This is a genomic window from Streptomyces sp. RLA131, assembly GCF_056270125.1.
In genome coordinates this window covers 3348668-3374546 of the sequence record NZ_JBWDOQ010000002.1, presented here as the reverse complement: position 1 = coordinate 3374546, position 25879 = coordinate 3348668, and the positions used below count along the sequence as shown (strand labels likewise).

General features: G+C 72.5%; 19 protein-coding genes. 9 read left to right on the top strand and 10 right to left on the bottom strand.

The window, feature by feature from the left end; all coding sequences use genetic code 11:
• Positions 1-63 precede the first annotated feature (63 nt).
• The 5 genes from RWE79_RS16185 to RWE79_RS16165 all read right to left on the bottom strand — a co-directional run bounded on the left by RWE79_RS16185 (position 64) and on the right by RWE79_RS16165 (position 9155).
• Positions 64-3447, bottom strand: a complete 3384-nt coding sequence (locus tag RWE79_RS16185; RefSeq protein WP_475940778.1) for a S41 family peptidase — start codon at positions 3445-3447, stop codon at positions 64-66.
• Between the two features lie 108 nt (positions 3448-3555).
• A complete protein-coding gene (locus tag RWE79_RS16180; RefSeq protein WP_475945852.1) occupies positions 3556-4722 on the bottom strand; it encodes a serine hydrolase domain-containing protein in 1167 nt (388 codons plus the stop codon).
• A gap of 202 nt (positions 4723-4924) precedes the next feature.
• Positions 4925-6622 carry a glycoside hydrolase family 6 protein gene (locus RWE79_RS16175; protein ID WP_475940777.1) on the bottom strand — a complete coding sequence of 566 codons (1698 nt, stop codon included), beginning with the start codon at positions 6620-6622 and terminating at the stop codon, positions 4925-4927.
• A gap of 216 nt (positions 6623-6838) precedes the next feature.
• Positions 6839-7405, bottom strand: a complete 567-nt coding sequence (locus RWE79_RS16170; RefSeq protein WP_475940776.1) for a Uma2 family endonuclease — start codon at positions 7403-7405, stop codon at positions 6839-6841.
• A 94-nt stretch (positions 7406-7499) separates the two neighbouring features.
• Positions 7500-9155 (bottom strand): FAD-binding dehydrogenase, encoded by a 1656-nt coding sequence (locus RWE79_RS16165; RefSeq protein WP_475940775.1) that lies wholly within the window; start codon positions 9153-9155, stop codon positions 7500-7502.
• Between the two features lie 263 nt (positions 9156-9418).
• On the opposite strand from RWE79_RS16165, the gene RWE79_RS16160 reads away from it, so the two are divergent.
• Complete coding sequence (locus tag RWE79_RS16160; RefSeq protein WP_475940774.1) at positions 9419-10432, top strand: ATP-grasp domain-containing protein; 1014 nt, start codon at positions 9419-9421, stop codon at positions 10430-10432.
• Between the two features lie 12 nt (positions 10433-10444).
• Here the strand turns inward: RWE79_RS16160 and RWE79_RS16155 are convergent, their stop codons facing one another.
• The 4 genes from RWE79_RS16155 to RWE79_RS16140 form a co-directional block, all read right to left on the bottom strand.
• Complete coding sequence (locus RWE79_RS16155) at positions 10445-11293, bottom strand: EamA family transporter (RefSeq protein ID WP_475940773.1); 849 nt, start codon at positions 11291-11293, stop codon at positions 10445-10447.
• A gap of 465 nt (positions 11294-11758) precedes the next feature.
• Entirely contained in the window at positions 11759-13378 is a 1620-nt protein-coding gene (locus RWE79_RS16150; protein WP_475940772.1) for a penicillin-binding transpeptidase domain-containing protein, read from the bottom strand.
• A 209-nt stretch (positions 13379-13587) separates the two neighbouring features.
• The gene (locus RWE79_RS16145) at positions 13588-14715 is read right to left on the bottom strand and encodes an AI-2E family transporter (RefSeq protein ID WP_475945850.1); all 1128 of its coding nucleotides are present in this window, start codon (positions 14713-14715) and stop codon (positions 13588-13590) included.
• A gap of 419 nt (positions 14716-15134) precedes the next feature.
• Positions 15135-15767, bottom strand: a complete 633-nt coding sequence (locus RWE79_RS16140; protein ID WP_475940771.1) for an HdeD family acid-resistance protein — start codon at positions 15765-15767, stop codon at positions 15135-15137.
• A 240-nt stretch (positions 15768-16007) separates the two neighbouring features.
• Between RWE79_RS16140 and RWE79_RS16135 the strand changes: the two genes are divergently transcribed.
• Entirely contained in the window at positions 16008-16433 is a 426-nt protein-coding gene (locus tag RWE79_RS16135) for a hypothetical protein (protein ID WP_475940770.1), read from the top strand.
• 109 nt (positions 16434-16542) lie between these two features.
• On the opposite strand, the gene RWE79_RS16130 is transcribed toward RWE79_RS16135, so the two are convergent.
• Positions 16543-18348 carry a dolichyl-phosphate-mannose--protein mannosyltransferase gene (locus tag RWE79_RS16130; RefSeq protein ID WP_475940769.1) on the bottom strand — a complete coding sequence of 602 codons (1806 nt, stop codon included), beginning with the start codon at positions 18346-18348 and terminating at the stop codon, positions 16543-16545.
• A 117-nt stretch (positions 18349-18465) separates the two neighbouring features.
• Here RWE79_RS16130 and rsmI point away from each other — a divergent pair, with 117 nt between their 5' ends.
• From rsmI to RWE79_RS16095, 7 genes are all read left to right on the top strand, one after another.
• Positions 18466-19353 carry a 16S rRNA (cytidine(1402)-2'-O)-methyltransferase gene (gene rsmI, locus RWE79_RS16125; protein WP_475940768.1) on the top strand — a complete coding sequence of 296 codons (888 nt, stop codon included), beginning with the start codon at positions 18466-18468 and terminating at the stop codon, positions 19351-19353.
• Between the two features lie 212 nt (positions 19354-19565).
• Entirely contained in the window at positions 19566-19967 is a 402-nt protein-coding gene (locus RWE79_RS16120) for a hypothetical protein (protein WP_475940767.1), read from the top strand.
• 23 nt (positions 19968-19990) lie between these two features.
• Positions 19991-20911: a TatD family hydrolase gene (locus tag RWE79_RS16115; RefSeq protein WP_475940766.1), complete on the top strand. Its 921-nt coding sequence runs from the start codon at positions 19991-19993 to the stop codon at positions 20909-20911.
• 115 nt (positions 20912-21026) lie between these two features.
• On the top strand, positions 21027-22391 hold the full coding sequence (locus RWE79_RS16110; RefSeq protein ID WP_475940765.1) for a ubiquitin-like domain-containing protein: 1365 nt from the start codon (positions 21027-21029) through the stop codon (positions 22389-22391).
• Positions 22388-23260, top strand: a complete 873-nt coding sequence (rsmA, locus tag RWE79_RS16105; RefSeq protein WP_475940764.1) for a 16S rRNA (adenine(1518)-N(6)/adenine(1519)-N(6))-dimethyltransferase RsmA — start codon at positions 22388-22390, stop codon at positions 23258-23260. The genes RWE79_RS16110 and rsmA overlap by 4 nt, the downstream gene beginning before the upstream one ends.
• A 107-nt stretch (positions 23261-23367) precedes the next feature.
• Complete coding sequence (locus RWE79_RS16100; RefSeq protein WP_475940763.1) at positions 23368-24312, top strand: 4-(cytidine 5'-diphospho)-2-C-methyl-D-erythritol kinase; 945 nt, start codon at positions 23368-23370, stop codon at positions 24310-24312.
• An 86-nt stretch (positions 24313-24398) separates the two neighbouring features.
• The gene (locus RWE79_RS16095; RefSeq protein WP_475940762.1) at positions 24399-25868 is read left to right on the top strand and encodes an acyltransferase family protein; all 1470 of its coding nucleotides are present in this window, start codon (positions 24399-24401) and stop codon (positions 25866-25868) included.
• Positions 25869-25879 lie beyond the last annotated feature (11 nt).

Sequence of the window (25879 nt, the reverse complement as noted above, 5' to 3'; positions counted from 1 at the left end):
CCTTCCGCCGTGCTGAGCGCGGCCGCGCTCAGCACCTCGGCCGCGCTCAGCACCTCGGGGGGCTCAGGACCTCGGGGGGAGCGGGGGCCGCCGCCGGTCGGGGCGTTCCGACAGGTCGGGCGGGGTGGAGGCCGGGTGCTTCTCCAGCAGGTCGAGGGCGGTACGGACGGCGACGTCCATCTCGATGTGACGGCCCTCGGCCCAGTCCAGCGGGGTGCGCAGGGAGGGGATGTCGGGCTCGACGCCGTAGTTCTCGACGGACCAGCCGTAGGCGTCGAACCAGGCCGCGTTCATCGGCACCGTGATCACCGTGCCGTCGCCGAGCTTGTGGCGGCCGGTCATGCCGACCACCCCGCCCCAGGTGCGGGTGCCGACGACCGGCCCGAGGCCGAGCAGCCGGAAGGCCGCGGTGATCATGTCGCCGTCGCTGGAGGTCGCCTCGTCGCAGAGGGCGACGATCGGGCCGCGCGGGGCGTTGCCCGCGTACGAGACGGGCTCGGCGTTGCGGGTGTGGTCCCAGCCGAGGATGGTGCGGGTCAGCTTCTCGACGACCAGTTCGCTGATGTGGCCGCCGGCGTTGCCGCGTACATCGACGATCAGCGCGGGCAGGGCGACCTCCATGCGCAGGTCGCGGTTGAACTGAGCCCAGCCCGAGCCGCCCATGTCGGGGATGTGGAGGTAGCCGCACCGGTCGCCGCTCATCTCGCGGACGACCTCGCGGCGTTTGGCGACCCAGTCGTGGTAGCGCAGCGGCCGTTCGTCGATCAGGGGGACGACGGCGACCCGGCGCGGGGGCCCGCCGTTGCCGTCCGGGGAGGTGAAGGTCAGCTCCACGGTCGTGCCGCCGGCGGCGGCGAGCAGCGGCGTGGGCCCGGCGACCGGGTCGACGGGGCGGCCGTCGACATGGGTCAGCGCGGCGCCCTCACGGATGCCGGTGCCGGCCAGCGGCGAACGGGCCTTGGAGTCGGAGGACTCGCCGGGCAGGATCCGCGAGAGCACCCACGCGCCGTCCCGGAGGCTGAAGTTGGCGCCGAGCAGCCCGATGGGCCGCTGGTAGTGGGGCGGGCCCTCGTTGCGGCGGGCCGGCGAGACGTACGCGTGCGACGTGCCGAGTTCGCCGAGGAGTTCGCGCAGCAGGTCGGCGAACTCGTCGGGCGAGGCGACCTGTTCGACGAGCGGGCGGTACTGGTCCAGGACGGCGGGCCAGTCGATGCCGCACATGTCGGGGGCCCAGAAGTAGTCACGGATGATGCGGCCGGCCTCGTCGAAGGACTGCCGCCACTCGGCGGCCGGGTCGGCGTCGTGCAGGATCCGGCGCATGTCGATGTAGACCGTCGAGTCGCGGTCGCCGAGCTCGTTGGCGGGCAGCGCGGTGAGTTCGCCCTCGTCGTACACCACCAGGCGGGTGCCGTCGCCGCTGACCCGGTACCAGTCCATGTGCTGCACCAGCTCGGTCCGCTTGGACTTGGCCAGGTCGAAGTACTCCAGGGTGGGCCGGGCCGAGGGGTCGGTGGGATTGGTGAAGGTCTCGCCGAGCGCCCCCGAGATCGGCCAGCGCAGCCAGGCCAGGCCACCGCGTACGGGCTCCAGCGAGCTGTACTTCGACGCCGGCACCGGGAACGGGGTCACCCGGCTCGGCAGGCCCTGCGCCTCCACCGCGACCGGCCCGTTGCCGCCGTCGACCGGGTCCATGCCGCCGACGGCGGGGCGCCCCTCGACGGGCAGCGCGAAGGGGGACGGGGTGGCCGAGTTGAGCGGGACGAGATAGGGGCGGCAGCCCAGCGGGAAGGACAGGTCGCCGGTGTGCACGTCGTAGACCGGGTCGAAGCCGCGCCAGGACAGGAAGGCGAGGTAGCGGCCGTCGCGGGTGAAGACGGGCTGCTCGTCCTCGAAACGGCCGTTGGTGACGTCGATGACGGTCCGGTCCGCGAGCTTGGCGATCCTGATCTGGCGCAGCGAGCGGCCGATGCCCGGGTGCGACCAGGCCAGCCACGCCGAGCCCGGGGAGAACGCCAGGTCACGGACCGGGCCGTTGGCGGACCGGGTCAGTTCGGTGACCTCGCCGGTGCCGTCCTCCACGGCGGTGTCGACCAGCAGCAGCCGCCCGTCGTCGGCGGCGACCGCCAGCGTCCCGCCGTCCGGGGAGGAGACCAGCTCGTGGACCCGGCCCACCCGCCCGGTCGCCAGGCGCCGCCCGCCGCTGCCGCACGGCGGCCGGGTGGCGGAGCCGGCCGGGGCGGGCTCGGGGGCCTCCGCCGGCGCGGGAGCCGCCCGCCCCGGCAGATCGGCGATCTCGATGGCGTCCTCGCCCTCGGCGTCCGTGACGAAGGCGATCCGCCCGGTCTCGCCCAGCATCTCGGGGAGCCGGACGCGCGCCCCGGGCTCGTCGGCGATGGTCCGGGCGGGGCCGTCGCGGTGGGTGAGCCAGTAGAGGCTGCCGCGTACGCAGACGGCGCTGGCCCGGCCGGTACGGTCGCAGGCGACGGAGTCCAGGTGGGAGGCGGCCGGGACCTGGTAGGGACGCCGCCCCGCCCGCGGGCCGCCCAGCCGTACGTCGAGCCGGCGGGGCCCGGCGGTCCGGTCGGCGAGGTCGTCCACCAGCCACAGCCCGCCCGCGCACTGGTAGACGACACGGGAGCCGTCGGTGGCGGCGCTGCGGGCGTAGAAGTCGCCGTGGTCGGTGTGGCGGGCCAGGTCGGTGCCGTCGGTGCGGCAGGAGTACAGGTTCCCCACGCCCTCGTGGTCGGAGAGGAAGGCGATCCGGTCACCGACGAACATCGGGGACTCCAGATGGCCCCCCAGGTCCGGCACGAGCCGCCCGCAGGCTTCGCCCGGTGGGGGCACCTCCCAGCCGCCGGGCTGAGGGGCGACCCCCACCTCGCTTCGCTTGCCGTGCAGCCACAGCCGCCCGGTGGCCCCGCCCCGGTAGCGCTTCCAGGCGGCGGGCTCGTGCGGCGGGGTACCGGTGAGCAGGAGCGTGCGGTGCTCCCCCTCGACGTCCCGGACGGCGATGTCGGTGACCGGCCCCCACGGCAGGCGCCCGCCGGGACCGCCGTCGACCGGCACGTCGTAGGCCCAGGAGAAGTACGAGAAGGGCTGGCCGTGGGAGGAGACGGCGAGGATCTGCCCGTCCGGGGTCCAGCCGCGTACCCGCGTGTCGAAGCTGCCCCAGTAGGTCAGCCGGCGCGCCGGCCCGCCCTCCACCGGGGCGAGATGGATCTCCGGGTCGAGGCTGCGCCAGTTCGTGAACGCGATCCGTGTCCCGTCCGGCGAGAACCGGGGGTGCCCCACCCGGGTCCGGTCGGCCGTGATCCGCCAGGCCCGCCCCGGAGACGCGCCGGGCGGCCCGAGCGGGGCGACCCAGACGTCGTCCTCGGCGGCGAAGCACAGCAGATCGCCGTGGATGTGCGGGAACCGGAGGTACGCGCCGTCGCTCACTCCACCCATGGTTCGCGGCCCGCGGTGCCCGGGCAACTTTTCAGCCGCGGCGCGGCCCGGAGCGCGGCCCGGAGCGCCGCCTGGAGCGCGGCCCGGAGCGCCGCCGTCCGTCGCCGGCTACCGGAGGCACTCCCGTACCGCCCGGACCAGCGACTGGGCACGGGGATCGGCCGTGACGTTGCGCTGCATGCCGTTGGTGACATAGCCGAAGCCGATCCCGGAGCCGGGGTCGGCGAAGGCCAGGGAACCGCCGCGTCCCGGGTGGCCGAAGGAGCCGGGGGCGAGGAAGGGCGAGGCGGGGCCGTGCAGCATGTAGCCCAGGCCGAAGCGGGTGTTGACGATCAGCACGCGGTCCGGGCCGTCCGATTCGAGAGTACGGGCGGCGGTCAGGGTCGCCGGGGCGAAGAGCTTGTGGCCCCGCTGGTCGACGTCGCCGACCAGGGCCGCGTAGAACCGGGCCAGGGAACGGGCCGTCGCGACACCGGAGGAGGCGGCCAGCTCCGCCGCGCGGTACGCCGGGTCGTTCTCGTCCGGCAGCGGGTCGATGACGCCGAAGGCCCGCCGGGTCAGCGAGCCCGGATCCGCCCAGGCGTCCGCGACCGCGCGCCTGGGCCGGGCCCGCAGCCCCGCGGCGGCCGGGGCCGGCGGCTCCACCGGGGCCAGCCGGCCCACCCGGTGGGCCTGCGCCGCGGGCAGGCCCACCCACAGGTCCAGCCCGAGCGGACGGGCGATCTCCTGCTCCACGTACCGCCCGAGGGTGCGGCCCGTGGCCCGCAGCACCAGCTCGCCGACCAGCCAGCTGTACGTCATCGCGTGGTAGCCGTGGTCCGTCCCTGGCGCCCACTGCGGGGCCTGCGCCGCCAGCGCCCGCGGACCGCTGGTGCCGTCCACCGCCTCGGCCGGCGTCAGCGGACGGTCCAGCGCCGGCACGGCCGCCCGGTGCGCCAGCGCGTCCCGTACGGTGACCCGGTCCTTGCCGTGCGCCTTGAACTCGGGCCAGTACGTGCCCACCGGGGCGTCCAGGTCGAGCTGCCCACGCTGGTGCAGCAGCAGCAGACAGGCCGCCGCCACGCCTTTCGTGGCCGACCGGACCACCTGCGCGGTGTCCCGCTCCCACGGCCGGGTGCCCTCCGGGTCGCTCACCCCGGCCCACAGGTCGGCCACCGCGCGGCCGTCCCGGTAGACCGTCACGGCGGCGCCCCGCTCGCCCAGGGCCTCGAAATTCCTGACGAACGCATCCCGGACCGGCTCGAAGCCGTCCTCCACCGTTCCGTGGACGTCCACCATGTCCCGCGCTCCTGCCCTCGCCGACTCCCCCCATGGTGCACGGGCCGCCCGCGGGCATCGCAGCGGGGGCGGTGACAGTGATGTGAACGGCGGACACGAACGGGAGACGTGAACGGCGAGAACGTGGGACGCGCACGTGGGACGCGCACGAAAGGGGGCGGGTCCCGTCCCGGGCCCGCCCCCTCGCCGCACCGGCCGGTTACAGCGCCGGGTACGCGTTCTTCAGCAGTTCCTGGAACTGGGCGGAGAACCAGTGCCCGGAGAGCGGGGCGTTGGCCAGTGCCCCGGACATGCTGTTGCCGTTGCGGGCGTTGCCGGTGTACGTCGGGTCGCACATCCGGTCGAAGCCCTTGCCCTCGTCGTTGGCGATGGCGGTGCTGGAGCCGTCCGACTCACCCGGCGGCTTGGCCCACACATAGGCGTCGATCCCGCTGGCCGGAGCGGCCTTGGGACGCTCACCGAGACCGGCACCGGACTGGTTGCACCAGTTGCCGAGGTGGATACGGCGGTCGATGCGGCCACCGTTGACATAGGCGTCCACGCTGGTCGTCGGGCCCGCCGCGGTGGGCCGGGCGGAACCGCCCCAGCCGTTGCGGGAGGTGTCGATCAGCATGCCGATGTTGGAGTTGAAGCCCGCCGTGATCAATCGTTGGCGGAACGCCTGGGCGTACGACAACTCGTCGACGTAGCGGTTGTAGTCCACCCACTTGGACAGGCGGACCGAGGTGCCGCCCACCGTGTCGTTGATGGTGAAGTACGGCTCGGTCAGCGCACCGTAGTTGGCGGTGTTGGAGATGAAGCCGGTGACGTCGTCGACGGTGGCACCCGAGGCGTTCGCCGTCTGGTAGAGCAGGTCGGCCGCCGCGCCGAAGTTGTCGTCCCAGCCGAGCCAGCCGTGGTGGCCGACGTCGAGGTAGTTGTAGACGTTGGACAGCGCGCCCAGCTTGGCGAGCGCGTAGCCGACGCCGTTGACGTAGTTGCCGTTGGCCTTCATCGTGTCGCAGGCCGGGACGTCGGTCGGCCGGCCGCTGATGTTGGTGACCAGGTTCGGGATCGAGTCGATCTCGACGATGGTCACGATCCGCAGCGAGGAGTACTTCGAGTCGCCCAGGATCGTGGCGATCGGGTCGATGAACTCACTCTTGTAGCGCGGCAGTTCCGTCGCGCCGAGCTCTCCGTTGGAGGCGAGTGCGGCACAGTCCCGGCCGGGCAGGTCGTAGATGACCAGCTGGACGACCTCGTCCTTGCCGCTCACCTTCTGCGCCAGCGCGGCGTCCAGATGCGCCCGCAGGCCCATGCTGCTGCTCGTGCCCGCGATGGCCGCGATGCGGTCGAGCCAGACCGCGGTCGGCTGTTTGGAGATCGCGCTCCCGCCCGGCTCGGCGGCGGCCTTCGCGGACCACTCCGGGTTCACGTAGACATTGGCGCCCGCGTAGGGGTTGTCGGCCTTCGAGCCGGTCGGCGGGGTGGTCGTCGGGGAGCTCGTCGGCGAGGTGGTCGGCGACGACGTGCTTCCGCCGCCGTTGCAGGCGACCCCGTTGAGGGTGAACGCCGTCGGTGAGGTGTTCGTCCCGCTGTACGACGCGTTGAAGCCGAAGTTCGCCGAACCGCCGGTGGCCAGCGCGCCGTTCCAGGACACGTTCTTGGCGGAGACGGCCTTGCCGCTCTGCGTGAGAGCCGTGCTCCAGGAGTTGGTCACGCTCTGGTCGCCCGCGAACGACCACTTCAGCTCCCACGACGTGACGGCGGGGCCGGTGTTGGTGACCGTGACGGCGGTGGTGAAGCCGGTGTTCCACTGATTCTGAACCGTGTACGAAACCGTGCAGCCGGGATCCGCGGCCGCCGCGGTCCCGGTGAGCGCCGCGCTGGTGCCGATACCCGCTGCGGCGACCAGCATCGCACCGGCTGCTAATGCCGCCGAGCGACGGCGAGGTGGGGGAGCGCTTCTCATGTGACTGCCTCCGTGCGGTGAAGGGAGTTGTGCCGGAGTGCGTGATTCAGTTACATGCCCTTAATGATGGGAGCGCTCCCATGGTTAAGGTGTGTCCCGCCCATGTCAATGGTTGTCGCAGGATGACTCCGAGGACCGGTACGGGCCTGGCCCGTACCGGCCTCAGTACGTCGGGAAGTCCGAGGTGTCCACCGTCCAGGAACCGAACCGGACGGTCTCCCCGAAGACGAACTCCGTACGGGTCGCGTAACGAGCCCCGTCGGAGGACGGGCGCACATCGGACACGACCACGCCGGTGCCCTTGCGGGGGTCGACCAGGAGGTAGCGGGGGATGCCCATGGCGGGGTAGTCGCGCATCTTCTGGTCGTAGTCGTTGCTGTGGTTGCTCTTGGACACGACCTCGACCACGGCCTCGACCACGCTCGGGTCGACCGCGTCCCGGTCGTCGTCGAGGGCGTCGATGGGCAGGACCGTGACGTCGGGCCGCCGCAACGTGCCGATATCCACCCGCTCGATCTCGACGCCGCAGTGGGCGATGAGCCTGGGCCCGCTGGTGCCCCGGAGCTGATCGGCCAGTTGGTCCTGGATCAGCCAGGCGATCTTCTCGTGCCGGTTGGCCGGGCTGATCATCATGACGATCTCGTCACCGCTGATCTCGATGCCCCTTATGTCATCGGGAAAAAGCTCGGTGAGCTGGTCGGCGATGGCTCGGATCCGGGCGTAGTCCATGGGGCACGCTCCTGGCGTGGTCGAGCTGGTGCTACGGCGGCCAGCCTACCGGCGCTCCTGCCGGCAGGCCGGTCGCCGCTGCCTACGCCGCCGCCTACGCCGTCGCCTTCGCCGCCGCCCGGCCCGCCGTACGGCCGGAGAACAGGCAGCCGCCGAGGAACGTGCCCTCCAGGGAGCGGTAGCCGTGGACGCCGCCGCCGCCGAAGCCGGCGGCCTCACCGGCGGCGTACAGGCCGGGAAGGGGCTGGCCGTCGGCGGTGAGGACCCGGGCGGCGAGGTCGGTTTCGAGGCCGCCGAGGGACTTGCGGGTCAGGATGTTGAGGCGCACGGCGATCAGTGGACCGGCCTTGGGGTCGAGCAGCCGGTGCGGGGTGGCGGTGCGGATCAGCTTGTCGCCGATGTAGTTCCGGGCCCCCCGGATCGCCGTGACCTGCAGGTCCTTGGTGAAGGTGTTGGCGATCTCGCGGTCGCGGGCCTCGATCTCGCGGCGCAGCGCGCTCTCGTCGATCAGGTCGTCCTTGGTGATGGCGTTCATGCCGCGCACCAGGGCGCCGAGATCCTTCTCGACCACGAAGTCGACGCCGTGCTGCTTGAAGGCCTCGACGGGGCCGGCGGCGCCCGGAAGGGCCCGCTTGAGGACGTCGCGCACGCTCTTGCCGGTGAGATCGGGGTTCTGCTCGGAGCCGGAGAGCGCGAACTCCTTCTCGATGATCTTCTGGGTGAGCACGAACCACGTGTACTCGTGCCCCGTCCCCATGATGTGCTCCAGCGTCCCGAGGGTGTCGAAGCCCGGGAAGAGCGGCACCGGCAGCCGCTTGCCGGTGGCGTCCAGCCACAGGGAGGAGGGACCGGGCAGGACACGGATGCCGTGCCTGGCCCAGATGGGGTTCCAGTTCTCGATGCCCTCGGTGTAGTGCCACATGCGGTCGCGGTTGATGTGGTGGGCGCCCGCCTCCTCGGCGATGCCCAGCATCAGGCCGTCGACGTGCGCGGGGACCCCGGAGAGCAGCTTCTCGGGCGGCGTGCCGAGCCGGGCCGGCCAGTTGGCCCGTACGAGGTCGTGGTTGCCGCCGATGCCGCCCGAGGTGATGACGACGGCCTGCGCGGACAGCGCGAAGTCGGCCGCCACCTCCCGGGAGCTCGCCTCACCGCGGCCCACGCCGCTGGGCACGAGCACCTCGCCGCTGACACCGGTCACCGTGCCGTCCGTCGTGGCCAGCGCGGTGACCCGGTGACGGAACCGCAGCTCGACCCGGCCGCGGGCCACCGCCTCGCGCACCCGCCGGACGAAGGGGGCGATCACGCCGGGGCCGGTGCCCCAGGTGATGTGGAAGCGGGGCACCGAGTTGCCGGGGCCGGTGGCGAGGAAGCCGCCGCGTTCGGCCCAGCCGACCACCGGGAAGAACCGGATGCCCTGGGCGTGCAGCCAGCTGCGCTTCTCGCCGGCGGCGAAGTCGACGTACGCCTCGGCCCACTTGCGCGGCCAGTGGTCCTCCTCGCGGTCGAAGCCGGCCGTGCCCGCCCAGTCCTGGAGGGCCAGTTCGCGGCTGTCCTTGATCCGCATCCGGCGCTGCTCGGGCGAGTCGACCAGGAACAGTCCGCCGAACGACCAGAAGGCCTGCCCGCCCATCGACGCCTCGGGCTCCTGGTCCAGGAGGATCACCTTGCGCCCTGCGTCGGCCAGCTCGGCGGTGGCGGCAAGCCCGGCCAGACCTGCCCCGACGACGATGACGTCCGCGTCCTGCGCCATGGGATGTGCCGCCCTTCTCGTCAACTCCGACGTGTGTGCGAGAACGGTACGGTACCGGCCGGTAATCAGGCGAGGGTCCGCATGGAGGCCGTCCTTTCCCAGTGGCGCCACTGGTGAAACGTCACCGCAACGAAATACCGCTAACATCACGCCACACACCTGATCTTGCCCGGCCGGGAGGCCGAGGGGCCGCGACCTGAGGGGAGCCCGCGATCGCCATACGCATCTGGCTCAGCAGTGCTGGAGTAGCCACCACCGAGGTCATGCGCATGCTGCGCGACAACCCCGAAGCCGCGCCCGTCCGCATCTACGGCAGCAACGTCGACCCGGCCGCCCCCGCCCTCATGGCCGCCGACACCGGTGAGGTCGAACCCCGGCGCGTCGGCACCGACGAATACGCGGACTTCGCCCTGGATTTCGCCCGGCGGCACGCCATCGACGTGCTCATCCCGCCCCGCCGCCTCGACGCCCTCGCCTCCCGGGCCGAGGACTTCGCCGCCGTCGGCACCAAGCTGATGTGCTCCCCGGCCTCCGCGATCGACGTGCTGACCAGCAAGGCCCGGACCTACGAGGCGGCCCGCGCCGCCGGCATCCCGGTGCCCGACTGGCGGGTCGTACGCGACGCGGCCGGACTGCGGCAGGCCGTCGCCGAACTGTCCGCCGACGGCGACACGGTGTGCGTCAAGCCCGCCGGCGAGTTCTCCGCCTTCGGCTTCCGCATCCTCGACGACCGGCCGCTCAGCCTCCAGGACCTGCTGGCCGCGCCCCGGCCCGTCGCCTCGGTCGCCGCGGTCGCCGACGCCCTCACCCGGGCGGAGGACGAGGGCGAGAAGGTGCCCCAGCTGATGGTGATGCCGTACCTCGACGGCCCCGAGGTCAGCGTCGACTGTCTGTCCGCCCCCGGCGGCGGCCTGCTCACCGGCATCGCCCGCGCCAAGCAGGGCCGTTACCGGCTGCTCCTCGACGATCCCGCGTACGTGGACATCGCACGGCTGGTCGTCGAGCACTTCGGGCTCGCCTACCTGTCGAACGTCCAGCTCCGGCACTGGAGGGGCCGCCCCGTCCTGCTGGAGGCCAACCCCCGTCCCTCCGCCGGGATATTCCAGACCGCGTACACCGGCGTCAACCTTCCCTGGGCCGCCGTCCGCCTCATCCTGTCCGGCTCGGCCGGCCCGCTGGCCGAACCCTGGCTCGGCGGCCGCGTCGCCATCACCGAGACCGCCTTCGAGGTCGTCGAGCGCGCCCCGCTGTCCGTGGTCCAGGAGAGCGTGGCGTAGGGCGAGTTCGGGTTAGGCGCCCGCGAAGAGCATCAGGCCGATACCCGCCACGACCAGCGCCGCCGCCACGATCCGGGGCCGTCCCAGCCGCTCCTTGAACAGGACGGCCCCGATCACCGCCCCCGCGATGATCGACGTCTCGCGCAGCGCCGCGACCGGCGCCAGCTCGGCACGGGTCTGCGCCCACAGCACCAACCCGTACGCCAGCACCGACAGCCCGCCGCCGAGCAGCCCGCGCAGCGCCACCGGCCGCAGCTGCCCCAGCAGTTCACCGCGCCGGACGGCGAACGCGGCGAGCGGGATCAGCGCGCCCTGCAGGAGCAGCAGCCAGGAGACGTACCCCAGGGCGGAACCGGAGGCCCGGACGCCGACGCCGTCCACCACCGTGTACGAGGCGATGGTCAGCCCGGTGCCGACCGCGGCGGCGACAGCCGGCAACTGCTGCCGCCCGCCGCGCATCCCCCACAGGGCCGCCCCGGCCAGACCCACGGAGGCCACCAGCACACCGGCCGTCTGCCCGGCGTCCGGCACCTCGCCCAGCAGAACGGCGGCCAGCACGGTGACCACCAGCGGGGCGATACCGCGCGCGATCGGGTAGACCTGGCCGAAGTCACCGAGGCTGAACGACTTCATCAGCAGGTACTGGTACGCCATGTGGATCACCACCGACGTCAGCAGATACGGCCACGCCCCGCCCGCCGGCAGCGGCGCGAACGGCGCCAGCACCGCCGCACAGACCGCCCCGCCCCCGCCCACCAGCGTGAAGGCAAGCACCTGGTCCTTGATGCCGTGCGCGATCGCGTTCCAACTGGCATGCGTGATCGCCGCCACCAGCACCGCCACGACCACCACCGGCGTCACTCCCCGCCCCCTGCCACGCCCAGCACACAGCCGAACCGCGGACAAGGACGCGGACGCGGACGCGGAAACGGATGCGGCACCATGCCCCCGACGCTACCCACCCCCGCCAACGACTCACCCCACCCGCAGCACACCGCCGCCGGGCCGTGCGCGCGCGGCGCCGGGCTTGCGCCGAGCCGGGCACAGGCCGGGCCCGGCTTGCGCCGAGCCGGGCTGACGGCGTCGCCTTCACGGCGCGTCCGGCTGACGCCGGGCCGTGCGCGTGCGGCGTCGGCACGCGCCGAGCCCGGCTGCCGCCGAGCCCGGCTGACTACGTCGCCCGCAAGCGGTGTTGGGCTGACGCCGTGCCGCACCGGCTTGCGCCGCGCCGCCCTCGGGCCGTGCTGACGCGCCGGCTCGTCCCGCGCCGAGCCGGACGCGTGCCGCACGGTGCACGCCGCGCCGCGCCGCGCGCCGGGCCTGCGCTCAGGACGCTTTCAGCAGGGCCGCGACCATGGGGCCGGCCGAATCGCCGCCGTGGCCGCCCTCCTGGACCACTCCGGCCGCGGCTACGTCGTCGCGGTAGGCCGTGAACCATCCGTTCGGTTTGTCCTGGCCGCCGACCTCCGCCGAGCCGGTCTTGGCCCCGACGTATGTGCCGTACACGCCGCGCATCGCGGTACTCGCGGTCCCGCTGGTGGCCGTGAGGTGCATCATGGACCGCAACTGCTGCGCGGCGACGGGCTGGAGCCCGCGTGCGGACTTCGCGATCGTGCCCTTGATCAGCTTCGGGTCGACGATCACCGGCTGATGGAAGTACCCGGTGCGGGCGGTCGCCGCGATGGAGGCCATGTTGAGCGGGTTCATCTCTATCTGGCCCTGCCCGATCATCTCGGCGGCCTTCTCGTCGCCGCTGCCACCCGGCACGCGGCCGTCGAAGGTGGAGACGCCGGTGTGCCACTCCGGGCCGATGCCGAAGACGTCGCGTGCCTCGGTGGTGAGCGCGGAGTCGGAGATCGTACCGGTGAGGGAGACGAAGGCCGTGTTGCAGGACGAGGCGAAGTCACCCGCGAAGGTCGCGGCCAGGTCCGACTCGTACTCCACGTTGTGGAAGAGCTGACCCTGGGCGTAGTTGGCCTGCGCGGGGCACGGCAGTGGTTTGTCCGGGCTCGCGACGCCCTTCTCCAGCAGCGTCGACGCCGTCACGATCTTGAACGTCGAGCCGGGCGCCAGCTTGCCTTGGAGCGCGGTGTTGAAGCCCGTCGCCGGGTTGTTGGCCACCGCCAGGATCCTGCCGGTACTGGCCTGCAACGCCACCACCGACGCGTTCGGCCGCTGCGTCACCGCCTTCTCGGCCGCCGTCTGGATTCCCGAGTCCAGCGTCGTCCGCAGCCGGCCGCCCCTGCCCTTGCTCAGGACGTGCAGGGTCTGCCCGGCGTCCCCGGAACCGTCGTTGGGATTCACCCATGTCTCGATTCCCGCCGTGCCGCCCAGCCGGTTCCCGTACCGCTCCCGCAACTGCGTGAACACCGCGGCCAGCGACGGGTAGTCGGCGGGGTCCATGGCTCTGTCCTTGCGGTCCAGGATCGTCACCGGCGGCGCCGCGGCCTTCCCCGTCTCCAGGTACTCGCCCCGGGTCAGCTTCGGATGCACCACGGACGCCGTCCAGTCCACCAGGGCCTTGCCGGTGGTCAGCCCGCGGGTGACGATCAGCGAGGAGTCGTACGTCCAGGTGGACCGCTTGCCCTGGTACGACAGCGTCGCCTTCACGGTGAACGGGACCTTCTCGCCCGCCGCCCGCCCCGGCGTCAGCCGTACCGACGTCACGTGCGTCTGGCGGCGGTAGTCCTTCAGGGCCGCCGCGGCCGTCGTCGAGTCGTTGGTCAGCCCGGCCGCCGCTGTGTCCTTCCCCTTCGACCAGGCCGCCAGGAACGCCTTCGCGGTGTCGCGCACCTCGTCCGAGGTCGGCGGCCCCGTCCGGACCGGCGCGGCCGCCGTCGTACTCCCGGCCAGCCCGTTGTAGAGGTTGTAGACCCCGAATCCCGCTGTCCCCACCATCGCGGCGAACACCCCGCTCACAATGGCCGTCTTCGCACTACGGCGCATGCCGCCCACCCCTCCCCCGTGAGATAGCAAGCGCACTCTAGCCGCACAGCGCGGCCACAGTGTCGAGCCCCGGTAAAGACCGAATCTCGGTTGAGCCTCCGTGCCGCTCGCCCCGGCCGGGGCGAGCGGGATGAGCCCCGTCGTCACGAGAACGGGCTTCCACAAGCGGTCATCGAAATGGCTTCGCGCGCAGGCTCTCGCCGGCCTGGTCAGGACCGGCCGTGGCGGTGCAGCAGCTCGCGCAGACGCTTGAGCGGCCGAGGACCGTCCCTGCGCGGGTGACGTGGGCCGCCCTCCGCCCGCGGATCATCCGCCACGGCGTACCGCTTCCCGTATTCACCGAGGAACGCCTGCAACGTGGCCACAGCAGGAATGGCGATGAGGGTGCCGGCCGCACCGAGCAGCGCGGTGCCCGCGACCACGGAACCGAAGGCCACCGCCGGATGGATGTCCACGGTCTTGGACGTGAGCTTCGGCTGAATCAGGTAGTTCTCGACCTGCTGATAGGCCACGACGAACATCAGCACCCACACCGCGTACCAGGGGTCGACGGTGAACGCGACCAGCATGGGCACGGCACCGGCCAGATAGGTGCCGATGACCGGGATGAACTGCGACACCACGCCCACCCATAGGGCGAGCACGGGGGCGTACGGTACGCCCAGTACTGCCAGCATGATGTAGTGGGCGACCGTGGAGATCAGGGCCATCAGCCCCCGGGAGTAGAGATAGCCTGCCGTCTTGTCGACCGCGATCTCGAAGGCCCTGAGTGCCTTTGTCTGCTTGGCCGGTGGCAGCAGCGCGCACAGCGCGCGGCGCAGCCGGGGGCCGTCCGCAGCGAAGTAGAACGTGAACAGGAAGATCATCAGCAGTCGAAACAGACCGCCCAGCACGGAAGCCGAGAAGTCGAACACCCCGCCCGCGTGCTTCTGTACGTACGTCCGGAGCCAGTCGGAGCGCAACAATCGGCCCGGGACGTCGACCTGCGACAGATCCGTGTGGAACGTCCTGTTGATCCAGCCGATGACCGAGTCGAAGTACCCCGGGAAGTTCTCGGCCATGCCACGGATCTGACCCGCCAGCATCGAACCGAACAGCACGAGGAGCCCAACCGCCCCGAGGATCACGGCGAGACACACCAGGAACGCGGCCAGGCTCCGGCGGATCCCTCGGGATGTCATCCGGTCGACGCCCGGCTCGATCCCCAGCGCCAGGAAGAGCGCGATCACAATGCTGAGCAGCAGAACGGTGAGCCTCTGGAACGCCCAGCTGCCAAGCTGGAATGCGGCCACCATGGCGAGCGCAAGCACCATGGCACGCGGCAGCCACCTCGGCATCCGGTCGGTGCCCCCCGCCCCGCTGGGCGGGGATTCGGACGGCTGTGGCTCCTGGCCGGGGTCCGGCTGCGTCATCGACCGTCGTCATAGACCGTCGAAGCGGATGCCGAGCGCCACGCGCACTGTTCGGCGGACATCAATCGCCCCGTGCGGAGAGAATCCCGCCCGGAGCGTCTGCGTGACCCCTCGCACATGGGCTTGCGAGCAGACGCACAGACCATCCGCCTGCCGTGGGACCTCGGCTCACGAGCCCACACGGTCATCCGATGCGAACACGCACATATACCGGTCACGGGCCACCGTCCCTCACTTATAAATCAATTCAATCGGAATTCTGACAACATCCGGTCTGTCGCTCTCACGCTTCTTGTCCACCCTCTGCTGTGCCTTCGCGCAGCCCCCACCGGTGGTGCAGCCGATCAGTGCTGGGGGTGAGTGAGGCGGCCGAATTCGATGCGCACTTTGATGGCGTGGGATACCTCGACCACTCCTAGAACAATGGCGATGACGCCCAATGTCAGAGTGAGTGAGGCAATCGAGGTGAACGGCGAGACGATCAGAACGATGCCTGCCAGGGTGGTGATGATCCCGAGGAACAGCTGCCAGCTGCGGGCCGGTACATCTGGGGTGGAGGCTGCTGCGGCCGTCACCATAATGCCGCGTAGCAGCCAACTGAAGCCGATCCACAGAGCGAGCAGCAGAATCGATTGCAGTGCGCCTCGGAAGCAGATCAGCCCCAGCAGGATGGAGAGCGCACCCGTGATGAAATGCAGCACTCGAAGATGGCCAGGCACATGCGCGCCAAAGGCGCCGAGCAGCTGAAAGACGCCGGTGACCAGCAGGTAGATGCCGAAGAGTACGCCGACGACCCGCAGCGTTTCCTCCGGCCAGGCGAAGACCACGACGCCCAGGGCGATCGTGGCCAAGCCCACGGTGAGCAGGATCTGCCAGCCCATATTCGTCAAGGCGCCCAGGCCTTCGGCCAACGAGGCGTCCTGTGGCTCGGTAGCGCGCGGACGGCCGGCGCCTGAGGAATCGGAGGGAGATGTCATGTCGACTCCTCCTGCTCGAATGGTGTCGCCGGACAGTGCCGCTCCATCATCGCCCGCCCGCTCGCGTTTCGCCCGGCGGAGATGGGGCTTGCGCAGTGGCCGCTGCGGGCGGCGGTGAGGTCTTCCAGGAACGCGCCCAGCATGGGGGCTTGTGCGATCACTCGAATGGCGGGCCCCTGCCGTGTGTGTTCCCCTTGACGAGGGCCTCATTTCTTGCGAGCAATCGGAAAGGTAGGACCCATGACGGAGACGACGGACCGCATGACCCAATTGACGGATCGGGCGAAGCACGCACAGGAGCAGGTGGAGAGTGCCATCGCCAAGAACCGGGAGCAGCTGTCGACTGCGGTCGAACAGGCTCAGCGGGAGGCGGAACACCAGGCACAGCAGCTCCGCCGTGAGACAGCCGAACAGAAGGCCGCTGCCGCTGCGTCACTGGACGAGGCAAGGAGCAAATGGCAGGAGCATGTAGCGACGGCCAAGGGCCGCGTTCAGGAACGGAAAGCCGAGCATGACGTGAAGCGCGCCGAGCACAACGCAAACGATGCGGAGCACTATGCGTCGTTCGCGATCGACTACGCCGCCGCCACCATCATGGAGGCGGAATCTGCCTCACTGGAGGCGTTGCTGGCACGTGCGGAGGCCGAAGCCCTGGCCCACAGGTAGGAGTCGTCGGTCGTCGATCGTCGGTCGGCGACCGAAGACGACCAAGGAGAGCCAAGGACGACCGTTGCGGAGCGGTCAGGGGAACCCCGGCAGAACCGGGGTTCCCCTGCTAGATCCAGGTGTCGAGCCACATTCTCGCCCGCCAGGAATCCATCGGGATCGTCATGCCGGTGTAGAGCGGGAAGAAGTAGATGAAGTTCCAGACGATGAGCAGCACCAGGGTGCCGGCGCCCACCGCGCCCCACATGCGGCGGCGTTCGGTCGCGGCGGGGGGGCCGAGGATCGCGCCGAGCATCATGGCGAGGGCGAGGCAGAGGAAGGGGAGGAAGACGACCGCGTAGAAGAGGAAGATCGTGCGCTGCTGGTACATGAACCAGGGCAGGTAGCCCGCGGCGACGCCGCAGAGGATGGCGCCGGCGCGCCAGTCGCGGCGGAATGCCCAGCGGTAGAGGACGTAGAGCAGGGCGAAGCAGGCGGACCACCACAGCAGCGGGGTGCCGATGCCGAGGACCTCGCGGGCGCAGCCGGCGGTGGCGGTGCAGCCGTCGACGCCGTACTTGGGGGATTCGTAGAAGTACGAGACGGGGCGGCCGAGGACCAGCCAGGACCACGGGTTGGACTGGTAGGTGTGCGGCGAGACGAGATTGACGTGGAAGTCGTAGACCTGGGACTCGTAGTGCCACAGGCTGCGCATGACCTCGGGGACCCAGCTCATGGAGAACTGGTGGAGCGGGATCCGCAGGCCCACGAACGGCAGGGTGAAGTGGTCGGGGGAGAGGCCGGCACGGCCATGGGCCCAGGTGCGGTCGTAACCGCCCTTGGTGAAGAACCAGCCGGTCCAGCTCAACAGGTACGTGACGACGGCGACCGGCAGCAGCGCCAGGAAGGCCCAGCCGGCGTCCTTGAACAGCACCGAGACCCAGGGCTGGCGGGCACCGGCCAGGCGGCGGGCGGAGATGTCCCACAGGACGGTCATGACGAGGAAGGCCAGCAGGATGTACAGGCCGTTCCACTTGGTGCCGCAGGCGAGGCCGAGGCTGACGCCGGCGGCGATGCGCCAGGGCCGCGCACCGAGGCCGGTCCGGCCCGCGGCGAGGGCGTTGGGGCGGTCGTCGGGCAGTGCCGCAGCCAGCCGGGCGCGGGCCTTGTCGCGGTCGATGAGCAGGCAGCCGAAGGCGGCGAGCACGAAGAACATCACGACGAGGTCGAGCAGGGCCGTGCGGCTCATGACGTAGTGCAGGCCGTCGACCGCCATCAGGCCGCCGGCCAGGCAGCCCAGCGCGGTGGAGCGGAACAGCCGGCGGCCGATGCGGCAGAGCATGAGGACGGAGAGCGTGCCGAGGACGGCCGTCATGAACCGCCAGCCGAAGGGGTTCAGGCCGAACATCCACTCACCGGCGGCGATCACCCACTTGCCCACCGGCGGGTGGACGACGTAGGAGGCGGCAGGGGAGAGCGGGACGGTCTGGTGGGCGGCGAGGATCTGGTCGTTGGCCTTGTCGGGCCAGGAGCCCTCGTAGCCGTACTGCAGGAGTGACCAGGCGTCCTTGGCGTAGTACGTCTCGTCGAATATCACCGCGTGCGGGCTGCCGAGGTTCCAGAAGCGGATCAGGCCCGCGAAGAGCGCGACGAGCAGGGGGGCGCCCCAGCCCGACCAGCGGGCCAGCCGGTCGGCCAGTACCGGACTCAGGCCGAGCGCGGACCACAGACGGGTACCCGGTTCCGGGTACGGCTGGACCAGGCGGTCGCGTACGTCGGACCGGGGGCGGGCCACATGGCCGAAGCGCCGCAGGCGCCGCAGCCAGGGCGTCTGGGCGCTCTCCGGCGGGGCGGAGCCCTCGGCCCACTCGGCGTCCCCGGCCGCGGCCGGGGCGTGCTGCGGCTGCGTCGCGGTGTCTGCGGTGTCACTCGTCACCGGGCCATCGTAGGGAAGCCGGATGTGTGTGCGCTGAGTACGGTGCGAAGCCGTGTCTCAGGGGCCGGGATTTTCCCCGGCGGACCGGCCGCGTGCCGGGGGTGCCAGACTGGGGCCGTGAACAGCGCAGCCGAAGCCCCAGCCGCAGCCGCAGGCGTCCTCGTCCTGGCGGGGACCCCCATCGGCGACGTGGCGGACGCACCGCCGCGCCTCGCCCAGGAGCTGCTGGCGGCGGATGTGATCGCGGCGGAGGACACCCGGCGGCTGCGGCGCCTCACCCAGGCGCTGGGCGTCCATACGACCGGCCGGGTGGTGTCGTACTTCGAGGGCAACGAGTCGGCGCGCACCCCGGAGCTGGTGGAGGCCCTGGTGGGCGGCGCCCGGGTGGTGCTGGTGACGGACGCCGGGATGCCGTCGGTGTCCGACCCCGGGTACCGGCTGGTGGCGGCGGCGGTGGAGCGGGACATCAGGGTGACGGCGGTGCCCGGTCCGTCCGCCGTGCTGACGGCACTCGCGCTGTCGGGGCTGCCGGTGGACCGGTTCTGCTTCGAGGGATTCCTGCCCCGCAAGGCGGGTGAGCGCCGGGCCCGTCTGGCGGAGCTCGTGGCGGAGCGGCGCACCCTGGTGTACTTCGAGGCCCCGCACCGGCTGGACGACACGCTGGCCGCGATGGCCGAGGTCTTCGGCGCGGACCGGCGTGCCGCGGTGTGCCGGGAGCTGACGAAGACGTACGAGGAGGTCAGGCGCGGCCCCCTGAAGGAGCTGGCCGCGTGGGCGGCCGAAGGCGTACGCGGTGAGATCACGGTCGTCGTCGAGGGCGCCCCGGAGCCGGGGCCGGCCGATCTGGACCAGGCGGAGCTGGTGCGGCGGGTACGGGACCGGGAGGACGCGGGGGAGCGCCGCAAGGAGGCCATCGCGGCGGTCGCGGCGGAGGCGGGGCTGCCGAAGCGCGAGGTCTTCGACGCGGTGGTGGCGGCCAAGCGTGAGGCCGCTCCGGGTGCCTGAGCACGGCTGAGGGGGCGTGGCGGGGCGCGTATCCGGTCTAAACCGGGCGCACGGCAAAGGGCTGTTGTGGCCCTGGGGCCCACATCCCACATACAGCCCAAAACTGGGCCAAAACAGCGGAACCACTGCTGCGCGGGCCCGGTTACGGGGCGTTTGCTGGTGGTGGGAAGTCCCGTTCCGGACGCGCCGTCCGGGGGGCATCAGGAGCTGCCATGAGCGAGATCGTCGGCACCGGGCACACCCGCGACACCGGGTACACCCCGCACACCCCCCGTGCGGTGTGGGAGGCGTACGCCTTCGTCTGTGTCAGCTGCGGCCACGGCTGGGAGCAGTCGTACGAGATCGAGCACCACGTCGACCTCCACAACCACCCCTACGTCACCTACATCGCCGACGGCAAGCGCGTCCCGTCCCCGCTGACCCGGCCGGCGTGCGCGAACTGCGAGGGGCACCGGGTCCGCATCATGCGGGCCGGGCAGGTGTCCGGTCTGGCCTCCCTCGGGGAGCGGGCGGCCGGCGGGCGGGCCGTGCCCCCGAAACGGAACCGGAACCGGCACTGGTCGCCGCTGCACCTGCTGCATCGCCGCAGCAGGGAGGAGCCCGAGTCCGCGTGAGAGCGGGTTCCTAAGATCGGGGCATGCCCAAGTCGCAGTCGCAGTCGCATTCGCAGTCGCGCAAGAAGGACGACACGTCCGCAGCCCCGCCGCTGCCGGAGCCGCTCGCGGTGCCGGTGGCGGACTCGCACACCCATCTGGACATGCAGGGGGACACTCCGCAGGACGTCGGGGCGGCGCTGGCCAAGGCCGCCTCGGTCGGTGTGACCACCGTCGTCCAGGTGGGCTGCGACGTCGGCGGCTCACGCTGGGCCGCCGACACGGCGGGGCGGTACGACAACGTGTGGGCCGCCGTCGCCCTGCACCCCAACGAGGCGCCCCGCATCGTGCACGGCGACCCGGACCAGTGGTCCCGGCAGGGCGCGCGGCCGGCCGGCGGGGCTAAGGCCCTGGAGGCGGCGCTCGCCGAGATCGACACCCTGGCCGCCCTGCCGCAGGTGCGGGGGGTCGGGGAGACGGGCCTGGACTATTTCCGTACCGGCCCCGAGGGCGTGGCGGACCAGCAGCTGTCCTTCCGGCGCCACATCGACATCGCCAAGCGGCACGGCAAGGCCCTGGTCATCCACGACCGCGAGGCACACGCCGACGTACTGCGCATCCTGGACGAGGAGGGCGCGCCCGGCACCGTGGTCTTCCACTGCTACTCCGGCGACGCCGCCATGGCCCGGCTGTGCGCGGACAAGGGCTACTACATGTCCTTCGCCGGCAATGTCACCTACAAGTCGGCCCAGGACCTGCGCGACGCGGTCGCCGTGGCCCCGCCGGAGCTGCTCCTCGTCGAGACCGACGCGCCCTTCCTCACCCCGGTGCCGTACCGGGGCCGCCCCAACGCGCCCTATCTGATCCCGGTGACGGTCCGCGCGATGGCCGCCGTCCGCGGGGCGGACGAGGACGCACTGGCGGCGGCGCTGGGCGCCAACACCGCGCGGGCGTTCGGCTACTGAGCGCCGATCCGGTCCGAATCGGCGGGAACAGGCGGAAACCGGGTCGCACCGGGCGACACGCTGAGTAGTCGTACCACTTTGGAGAGTGACGGTCCCTCCGCTAGGGTCCCCCGTCGTGAACAGTTGGCGCGGCACTCACTGGCCGCCCCCGGCACCGGTCGCCGACCGGCCCGAGGCCGTTGTCGACGTGCCCCGGCAGGCGGCCCCTGCGCAGGCGGCCCCTGCGCAGGCGGCCCCTGCGCAGGCGGTCCCGGCGCAAGGGGTCCCTGCGCAGGCGGTCCCGGCCCAGGCGGTCCCTGCGCAGGCGGTCCCGGCCGATCCGGCGGGGCGTGCCGACGGCGGCCGGGCGGCGGGCCGCCGGGGACGGCAGCGGCGGCGGCAGCAGAAGCCGGACCCGCTGCGGCAGTTGCTGCCGCGGGCGCTGGTGGTGGCCTTCCTGGCGGGCGGCACCACCGCCTTCCTCGCCGGCGAGAAGACGGTCCAGCTCAGCGTGGACGGGGAGCCGCGCACCCTGGCGACCTTCGCCGGCGACGTGGAGGAGCTCCTGGAACGGCAGGGCGTCGAGGTCGCCGAACACGACATCGTCGCCCCGGGCCGTGACGCGGACCTCGACGACGGTGACGAGGTCGCCGTCCGCTACGGCCGCCCGGTCTCCCTCACCCTCGACGGCCGCAGCCGCCGGGTGTGGACCACCGCCCGCACGGTGGACGAGGCCCTGCGCCAGCTCGGTGTCCGCGCGGACGGGGCGTATCTGTCCGCCTCGCGCAGCGAGCCGATCGGCCGGCACGGCCTGGACCTGGACGTTCGGACCGAGCGCACCCTCACCTTCCTCGTCGACGGCCACGAGCGCAGCATCCGCACCAACGCCGCCACCGTCGGCGACGCGCTGCGCGAGGCCGGGATCGCCCTGTACGGCCAGGACACCACCTCGGTCGCCGCGGACTCCTTCCCGCGCGAGGGCCAGACGGTCTCGGTGATGCGGATCCGCGGCACCGAGGAGGTGCACGAGGAGCCCGTCCCGTACGCGACCGAGCGCCATGAGGACGGCTCGCTCTTCCAGGGCACCACCGCTGTCGACACCCCCGGCCGGCCCGGGGTCCGCCGGGTCACGTACGCCTACCGGACCGTCAACGGAGTGCGGCAGCGGCCCCGCCGGATCGCCGAGGAGGTCGTCCGGACGCCCGTCACCCAGGTCGTCCGGGTCGGCACCAGGGCCCTGCCGGCGTCGGTGGCCGGAGCCGACGGCCTCAACTGGGGCGGCCTGGCCCAGTGCGAGGCGGGCGGCCGGCCGAACGCGGTGGACGCGTCGGGGACGTACGGCGGGCTCTACCAGTTCGACGTCGGCACCTGGCACTCCATCGGCGGCAGCGGCCGGCCGCAGGACGCGCCCGCCGCCGAGCAGACCTACCGGGCCAAGAAGCTCTACGTCACGAGGGGAGCGAGCCCGTGGCCGGTCTGCGGCCGTAAGCTTTACCGGTGAGCAGCACCGACTCGGATCATCTCCTCGGCCCCACCGACATCCGCGAGCTGGCCGCAGCGCTTGGCGTACGCCCCACCAAGCAGCGCGGCCAGAACTTCGTCATCGACGCCAACACGGTGCGGCGGATCGTCCGCACGGCCGGGGTGCGGCCGCAGGACGTGGTCGTCGAGGTCGGCCCCGGGCTGGGTTCGCTGACCCTGGCCCTACTGGAGGCCGCCGACCGGGTCGTCGCCGTCGAGATCGACGACGTCCTGGCCGCCGCGCTGCCCGCCACCGTCGCCGCGCGGATGCCGGAGCGGGCCGAGCGCTTCACTCTCGTCCACTCCGACGCCATGCGGGTGCGCGAGCTGCCCGGGCCGGCGCCGACCGCCCTGGTCGCCAACCTTCCGTACAACGTCGCCGTGCCGGTCCTGCTGCACATGCTGGAGACGTTCCCGTCGATCGAGCGCACGCTGGTGATGGTCCAGGCCGAGGTGGCCGACCGCCTCGCGGCCGGGCCGGGCTCCAAGGTCTACGGGGTGCCCTCGGTCAAGGCCGCCTGGTACGCGGAGGTCAAGCGCGCCGGCTCCATCGGGCGCAATGTCTTCTGGCCCGCGCCGAACGTCGACTCCGGACTGGTGTCGCTGGTGCGGCGGGCCGAGCCGCTGAAGACCACGGCACGGCGGGAGGAGGTCTTCGCGGTCGTGGACGCCGCCTTCGCGCAGCGGCGGAAGACCCTGCGGGCCGCGCTCGCCGGATGGGCCGGGTCCGCTCCGGCCGCCGAGGCGGCCCTTGTGGCGGCCGGCGTCTCCCCGCAGGCGCGGGGCGAGGCGCTGACGGTGGAGGAGTTCGTGGCGATCGCCGAGAACAGGCCCGCCGCGGCGGGCTGATCGCCCCGCGCACCCGCCCCGCACCCGCCCCGCGCTCGCACCCGCACCGCACCCGCCCCGCGCTCGCGCCCACCGTCACCGCCACCACCACGCTAGGAGCACGCCCCGTGGTCACCGTCCGCGTCCCCGCGAAGGTCAACGTCCAGCTCGCCGTGGGCCCGCTCCGCCCGGACGGCTTCCACGACCTGGCCAATGTCTTCCTCGCCGTCGGCCTGTACGACCACGTCACGGTCACCCCCCTGGCAGCCGGCGCCCCCGGCGCGGGGGACCCGACGGGAGCCCCCACGGCCGACGGCCTCCGGATCACGGTCGAGGGCCCGGACGCGGAGCACGTACCGCTGGACGGCGACAACCTGGCCGCCCGCGCCGCTGTCGCCCTCGCCCGGCACCACGGCCTCGGCTCGCCCGCCGTGCACATCCACATCGCCAAGGACATCCCGGTGGCCGGCGGCATGGCGGGCGGCAGCGCCGACGCCGCCGGCGCACTGCTGGCCTGCGACACCCTCTGGGGCCTGGACACCCCCCGTGACGTACTCCTCGGCATCTGCGCCGACCTCGGCAGCGACGTCCCCTTCAGCCTCCTGGGCGGCGCCGCCCTCGGCCGGGGCCGGGGCGAGATCCTGACGCCCCTGGAGACCGGCGGCGACTTCTCCTGGGTCTTCGCGGTCGCCGACGGCGGCCTGTCCACCCCGGCCGTCTACCGGGAGTGCGACCGGCTGCGCGCCGACGCGGCGGTTCCCGAACCCGAGCCGTCCCCCGCGCTCCTGGAAGCCCTCCGCGGCGGCGACCCGGCCGCCCTCGCCGGCGCGCTCACCAACGACCTCCAGGCCGCCGCCCTGTCCCTGCGCCCCGCCCTCGCCGCCACCCTCTCCGCCGGCACCGACGGCGGCGCCCTCGCCGCCCTGGTCTCCGGCTCCGGCCCCACCTGCGCGTTCCTCGCCAAGGACGCCGAGGCGGCCGCGGGCGTGGCCGCCGCCCTCACCGCCTCCGGCACCTGCCGGGCGGTGCGGGTGACCTCGGGGCCCGCGCCGGGCGCGACGGTCGTCGGCTAGCTGAGTAGCCGTACTCAGCTGCCGGGCAGCCGAGTTGAGTAGGCCGGACCTGATGCCGGGGCGGCCGGTGGCGGGATCGTTCGGGCATGACGCCGAACATGGACGCACGGGCGGTCGCCGCCGCCACTCCCGCCGGGCGGGACCGGTACGTCGATCTGCTGCGGGTGGCCTCGCTGGCCACGGTGGTGCTCGGCCACTGGCTGATGGCGGCGGTGTCCGTCGGGCCGGACGGCACGGCCGGGGTGGGGAACCTGCTGGCGATCCGCCCGGCGCTGCAACCGCTCACCTGGCTGCTCCAGATCATGCCGGTGTTCTTCTTCGTGGGCGGGTTCTCGCACGCGCTGTCCTACCGGTCGCAGGCGCGGCGGGCGGGTGGCCAGGGCGTTTACGCGGCCTTCCTGCGGGCCCGGTTGCAGCGGCTGCTGCGGCCTACGGCGGTATTCACGGCCGTATGGGGTGCCGGGGCTCTGGCGCTGCAACTGCTCGGTACGGGCGGGGCGTTGGGGGAGGTCGCGGCCCGGCTGGTCGCGCAGCCGCTGTGGTTCATCGGGATCTATCTGGCGATGGTGGCCTTCACACCGCCGCTGCTGCGCCTGCACGAGCGGTACGGCTGGGGCGCCTTCGCGGGGCTGGCCGGCGGTGCGGCGGTGGTGGACGTGCTGCGCTTCGTCGGCGGGGTGCCGTACATACCGTTCCTCAACTTCGGGTTCGTGTGGCTGGCGGTGCACCAACTGGGCTTCCTGCGGGCGGACGGGCGGCTGCGCGGGCCGCGCGTCCCCGCCGCGCTGGCGGTGACCGGGCTGGCGGGGGCGGCGGCGCTGGTGGCGTTCGGCCCGTATCCGCTGTCGATGGTGGGGATGCCGGGGGAGCGGATATCGAACATGGCGCCGCCCACCTTCGCGCTGCTCTGCCACGGGCTGTGGCTGGTGGGCGCCGTCGAGCTGCTGCGGGGGCCGGCCGGGCGGCTGCTGGAGCGGCCGCGGGTCTGGCGGGGTGTGGTGGTGGCCAACGGCATCGCCATGACGGCCTTCCTGTGGCACCTGACGGCGATGCTCGCCGTGTACGCGGCCGTCCTCGCCCTCGGTCTCCCGCTCCCGGCTCCCGGCGGCGCCGCGTGGTGGGCGCAGGTGCCGGTCCGGATCGCCGCGGCCGTGGTGGTCACCGCGGTGCTGGTCGCCGTCTTCCGGTCCGCCGAGCGCTCGCCCGCCGAACGGCCTCCCGCCGAGCACCCTCCCGCTGAACGGCCTCCCGCCGAACGGCCTCCCGCCGAGCGCCCGCCCGCCGAGCGCCCGCCCGTGTCCCGTGCCGCTGTCCCCGCCGCCCGGCTGGGCGGCCCCGGCGCGGCCCTCGGCGTCACCCTGGCGCTGCTCGGTGTCCTGGGCCTGTCGGCGGTGGGCTTCGGCGGCCTCCTGGAGGGGCACTCCGCCGTCCTGATCGCGGTACGGATCACCGCGCCCGCCGCGATCGCCATGGCGCTCGGCGGCTGGGCCCTGGTCGAGGTCTGCGGAGGCGCCGGCGTCCGTCGGCGTACTCGGGCAGGTACCCGCCCGCATTAGGCTGGTAGGAC

Excerpts from the sequence above, each read along its gene's own strand:
- RWE79_RS16185 (WP_475940778.1), bottom strand. The coding sequence starts at position 3,447 with ATGGGTGGAGTGAGCGACGGCGCGTACCTCCGGTTCCCGCACATCCAC.
- RWE79_RS16135 (WP_475940770.1), top strand. The coding sequence starts at position 16,008 with ATGACGGAGACGACGGACCGCATGACCCAATTGACGGATCGGGCGAAG.
- RWE79_RS16120 (WP_475940767.1), top strand. The coding sequence starts at position 19,566 with ATGAGCGAGATCGTCGGCACCGGGCACACCCGCGACACCGGGTACACC.
- RWE79_RS16140 (WP_475940771.1), bottom strand. The coding sequence starts at position 15,767 with ATGACATCTCCCTCCGATTCCTCAGGCGCCGGCCGTCCGCGCGCTACC.
- RWE79_RS16170 (WP_475940776.1), bottom strand. The coding sequence starts at position 7,405 with ATGGACTACGCCCGGATCCGAGCCATCGCCGACCAGCTCACCGAGCTT.
- RWE79_RS16150 (WP_475940772.1), bottom strand. The coding sequence starts at position 13,378 with ATGCGCCGTAGTGCGAAGACGGCCATTGTGAGCGGGGTGTTCGCCGCG.
- RWE79_RS16145 (WP_475945850.1), bottom strand. The coding sequence starts at position 14,715 with ATGCCGAGGTGGCTGCCGCGTGCCATGGTGCTTGCGCTCGCCATGGTG.
- RWE79_RS16095 (WP_475940762.1), top strand. The coding sequence starts at position 24,399 with ATGACGCCGAACATGGACGCACGGGCGGTCGCCGCCGCCACTCCCGCC.
- RWE79_RS16160 (WP_475940774.1), top strand. The coding sequence starts at position 9,419 with ATGCGCATGCTGCGCGACAACCCCGAAGCCGCGCCCGTCCGCATCTAC.
- RWE79_RS16165 (WP_475940775.1), bottom strand. The coding sequence starts at position 9,155 with ATGGCGCAGGACGCGGACGTCATCGTCGTCGGGGCAGGTCTGGCCGGG.
- RWE79_RS16115 (WP_475940766.1), top strand. The coding sequence starts at position 19,991 with ATGCCCAAGTCGCAGTCGCAGTCGCATTCGCAGTCGCGCAAGAAGGAC.
- RWE79_RS16175 (WP_475940777.1), bottom strand. The coding sequence starts at position 6,622 with ATGCTGGTCGCCGCAGCGGGTATCGGCACCAGCGCGGCGCTCACCGGG.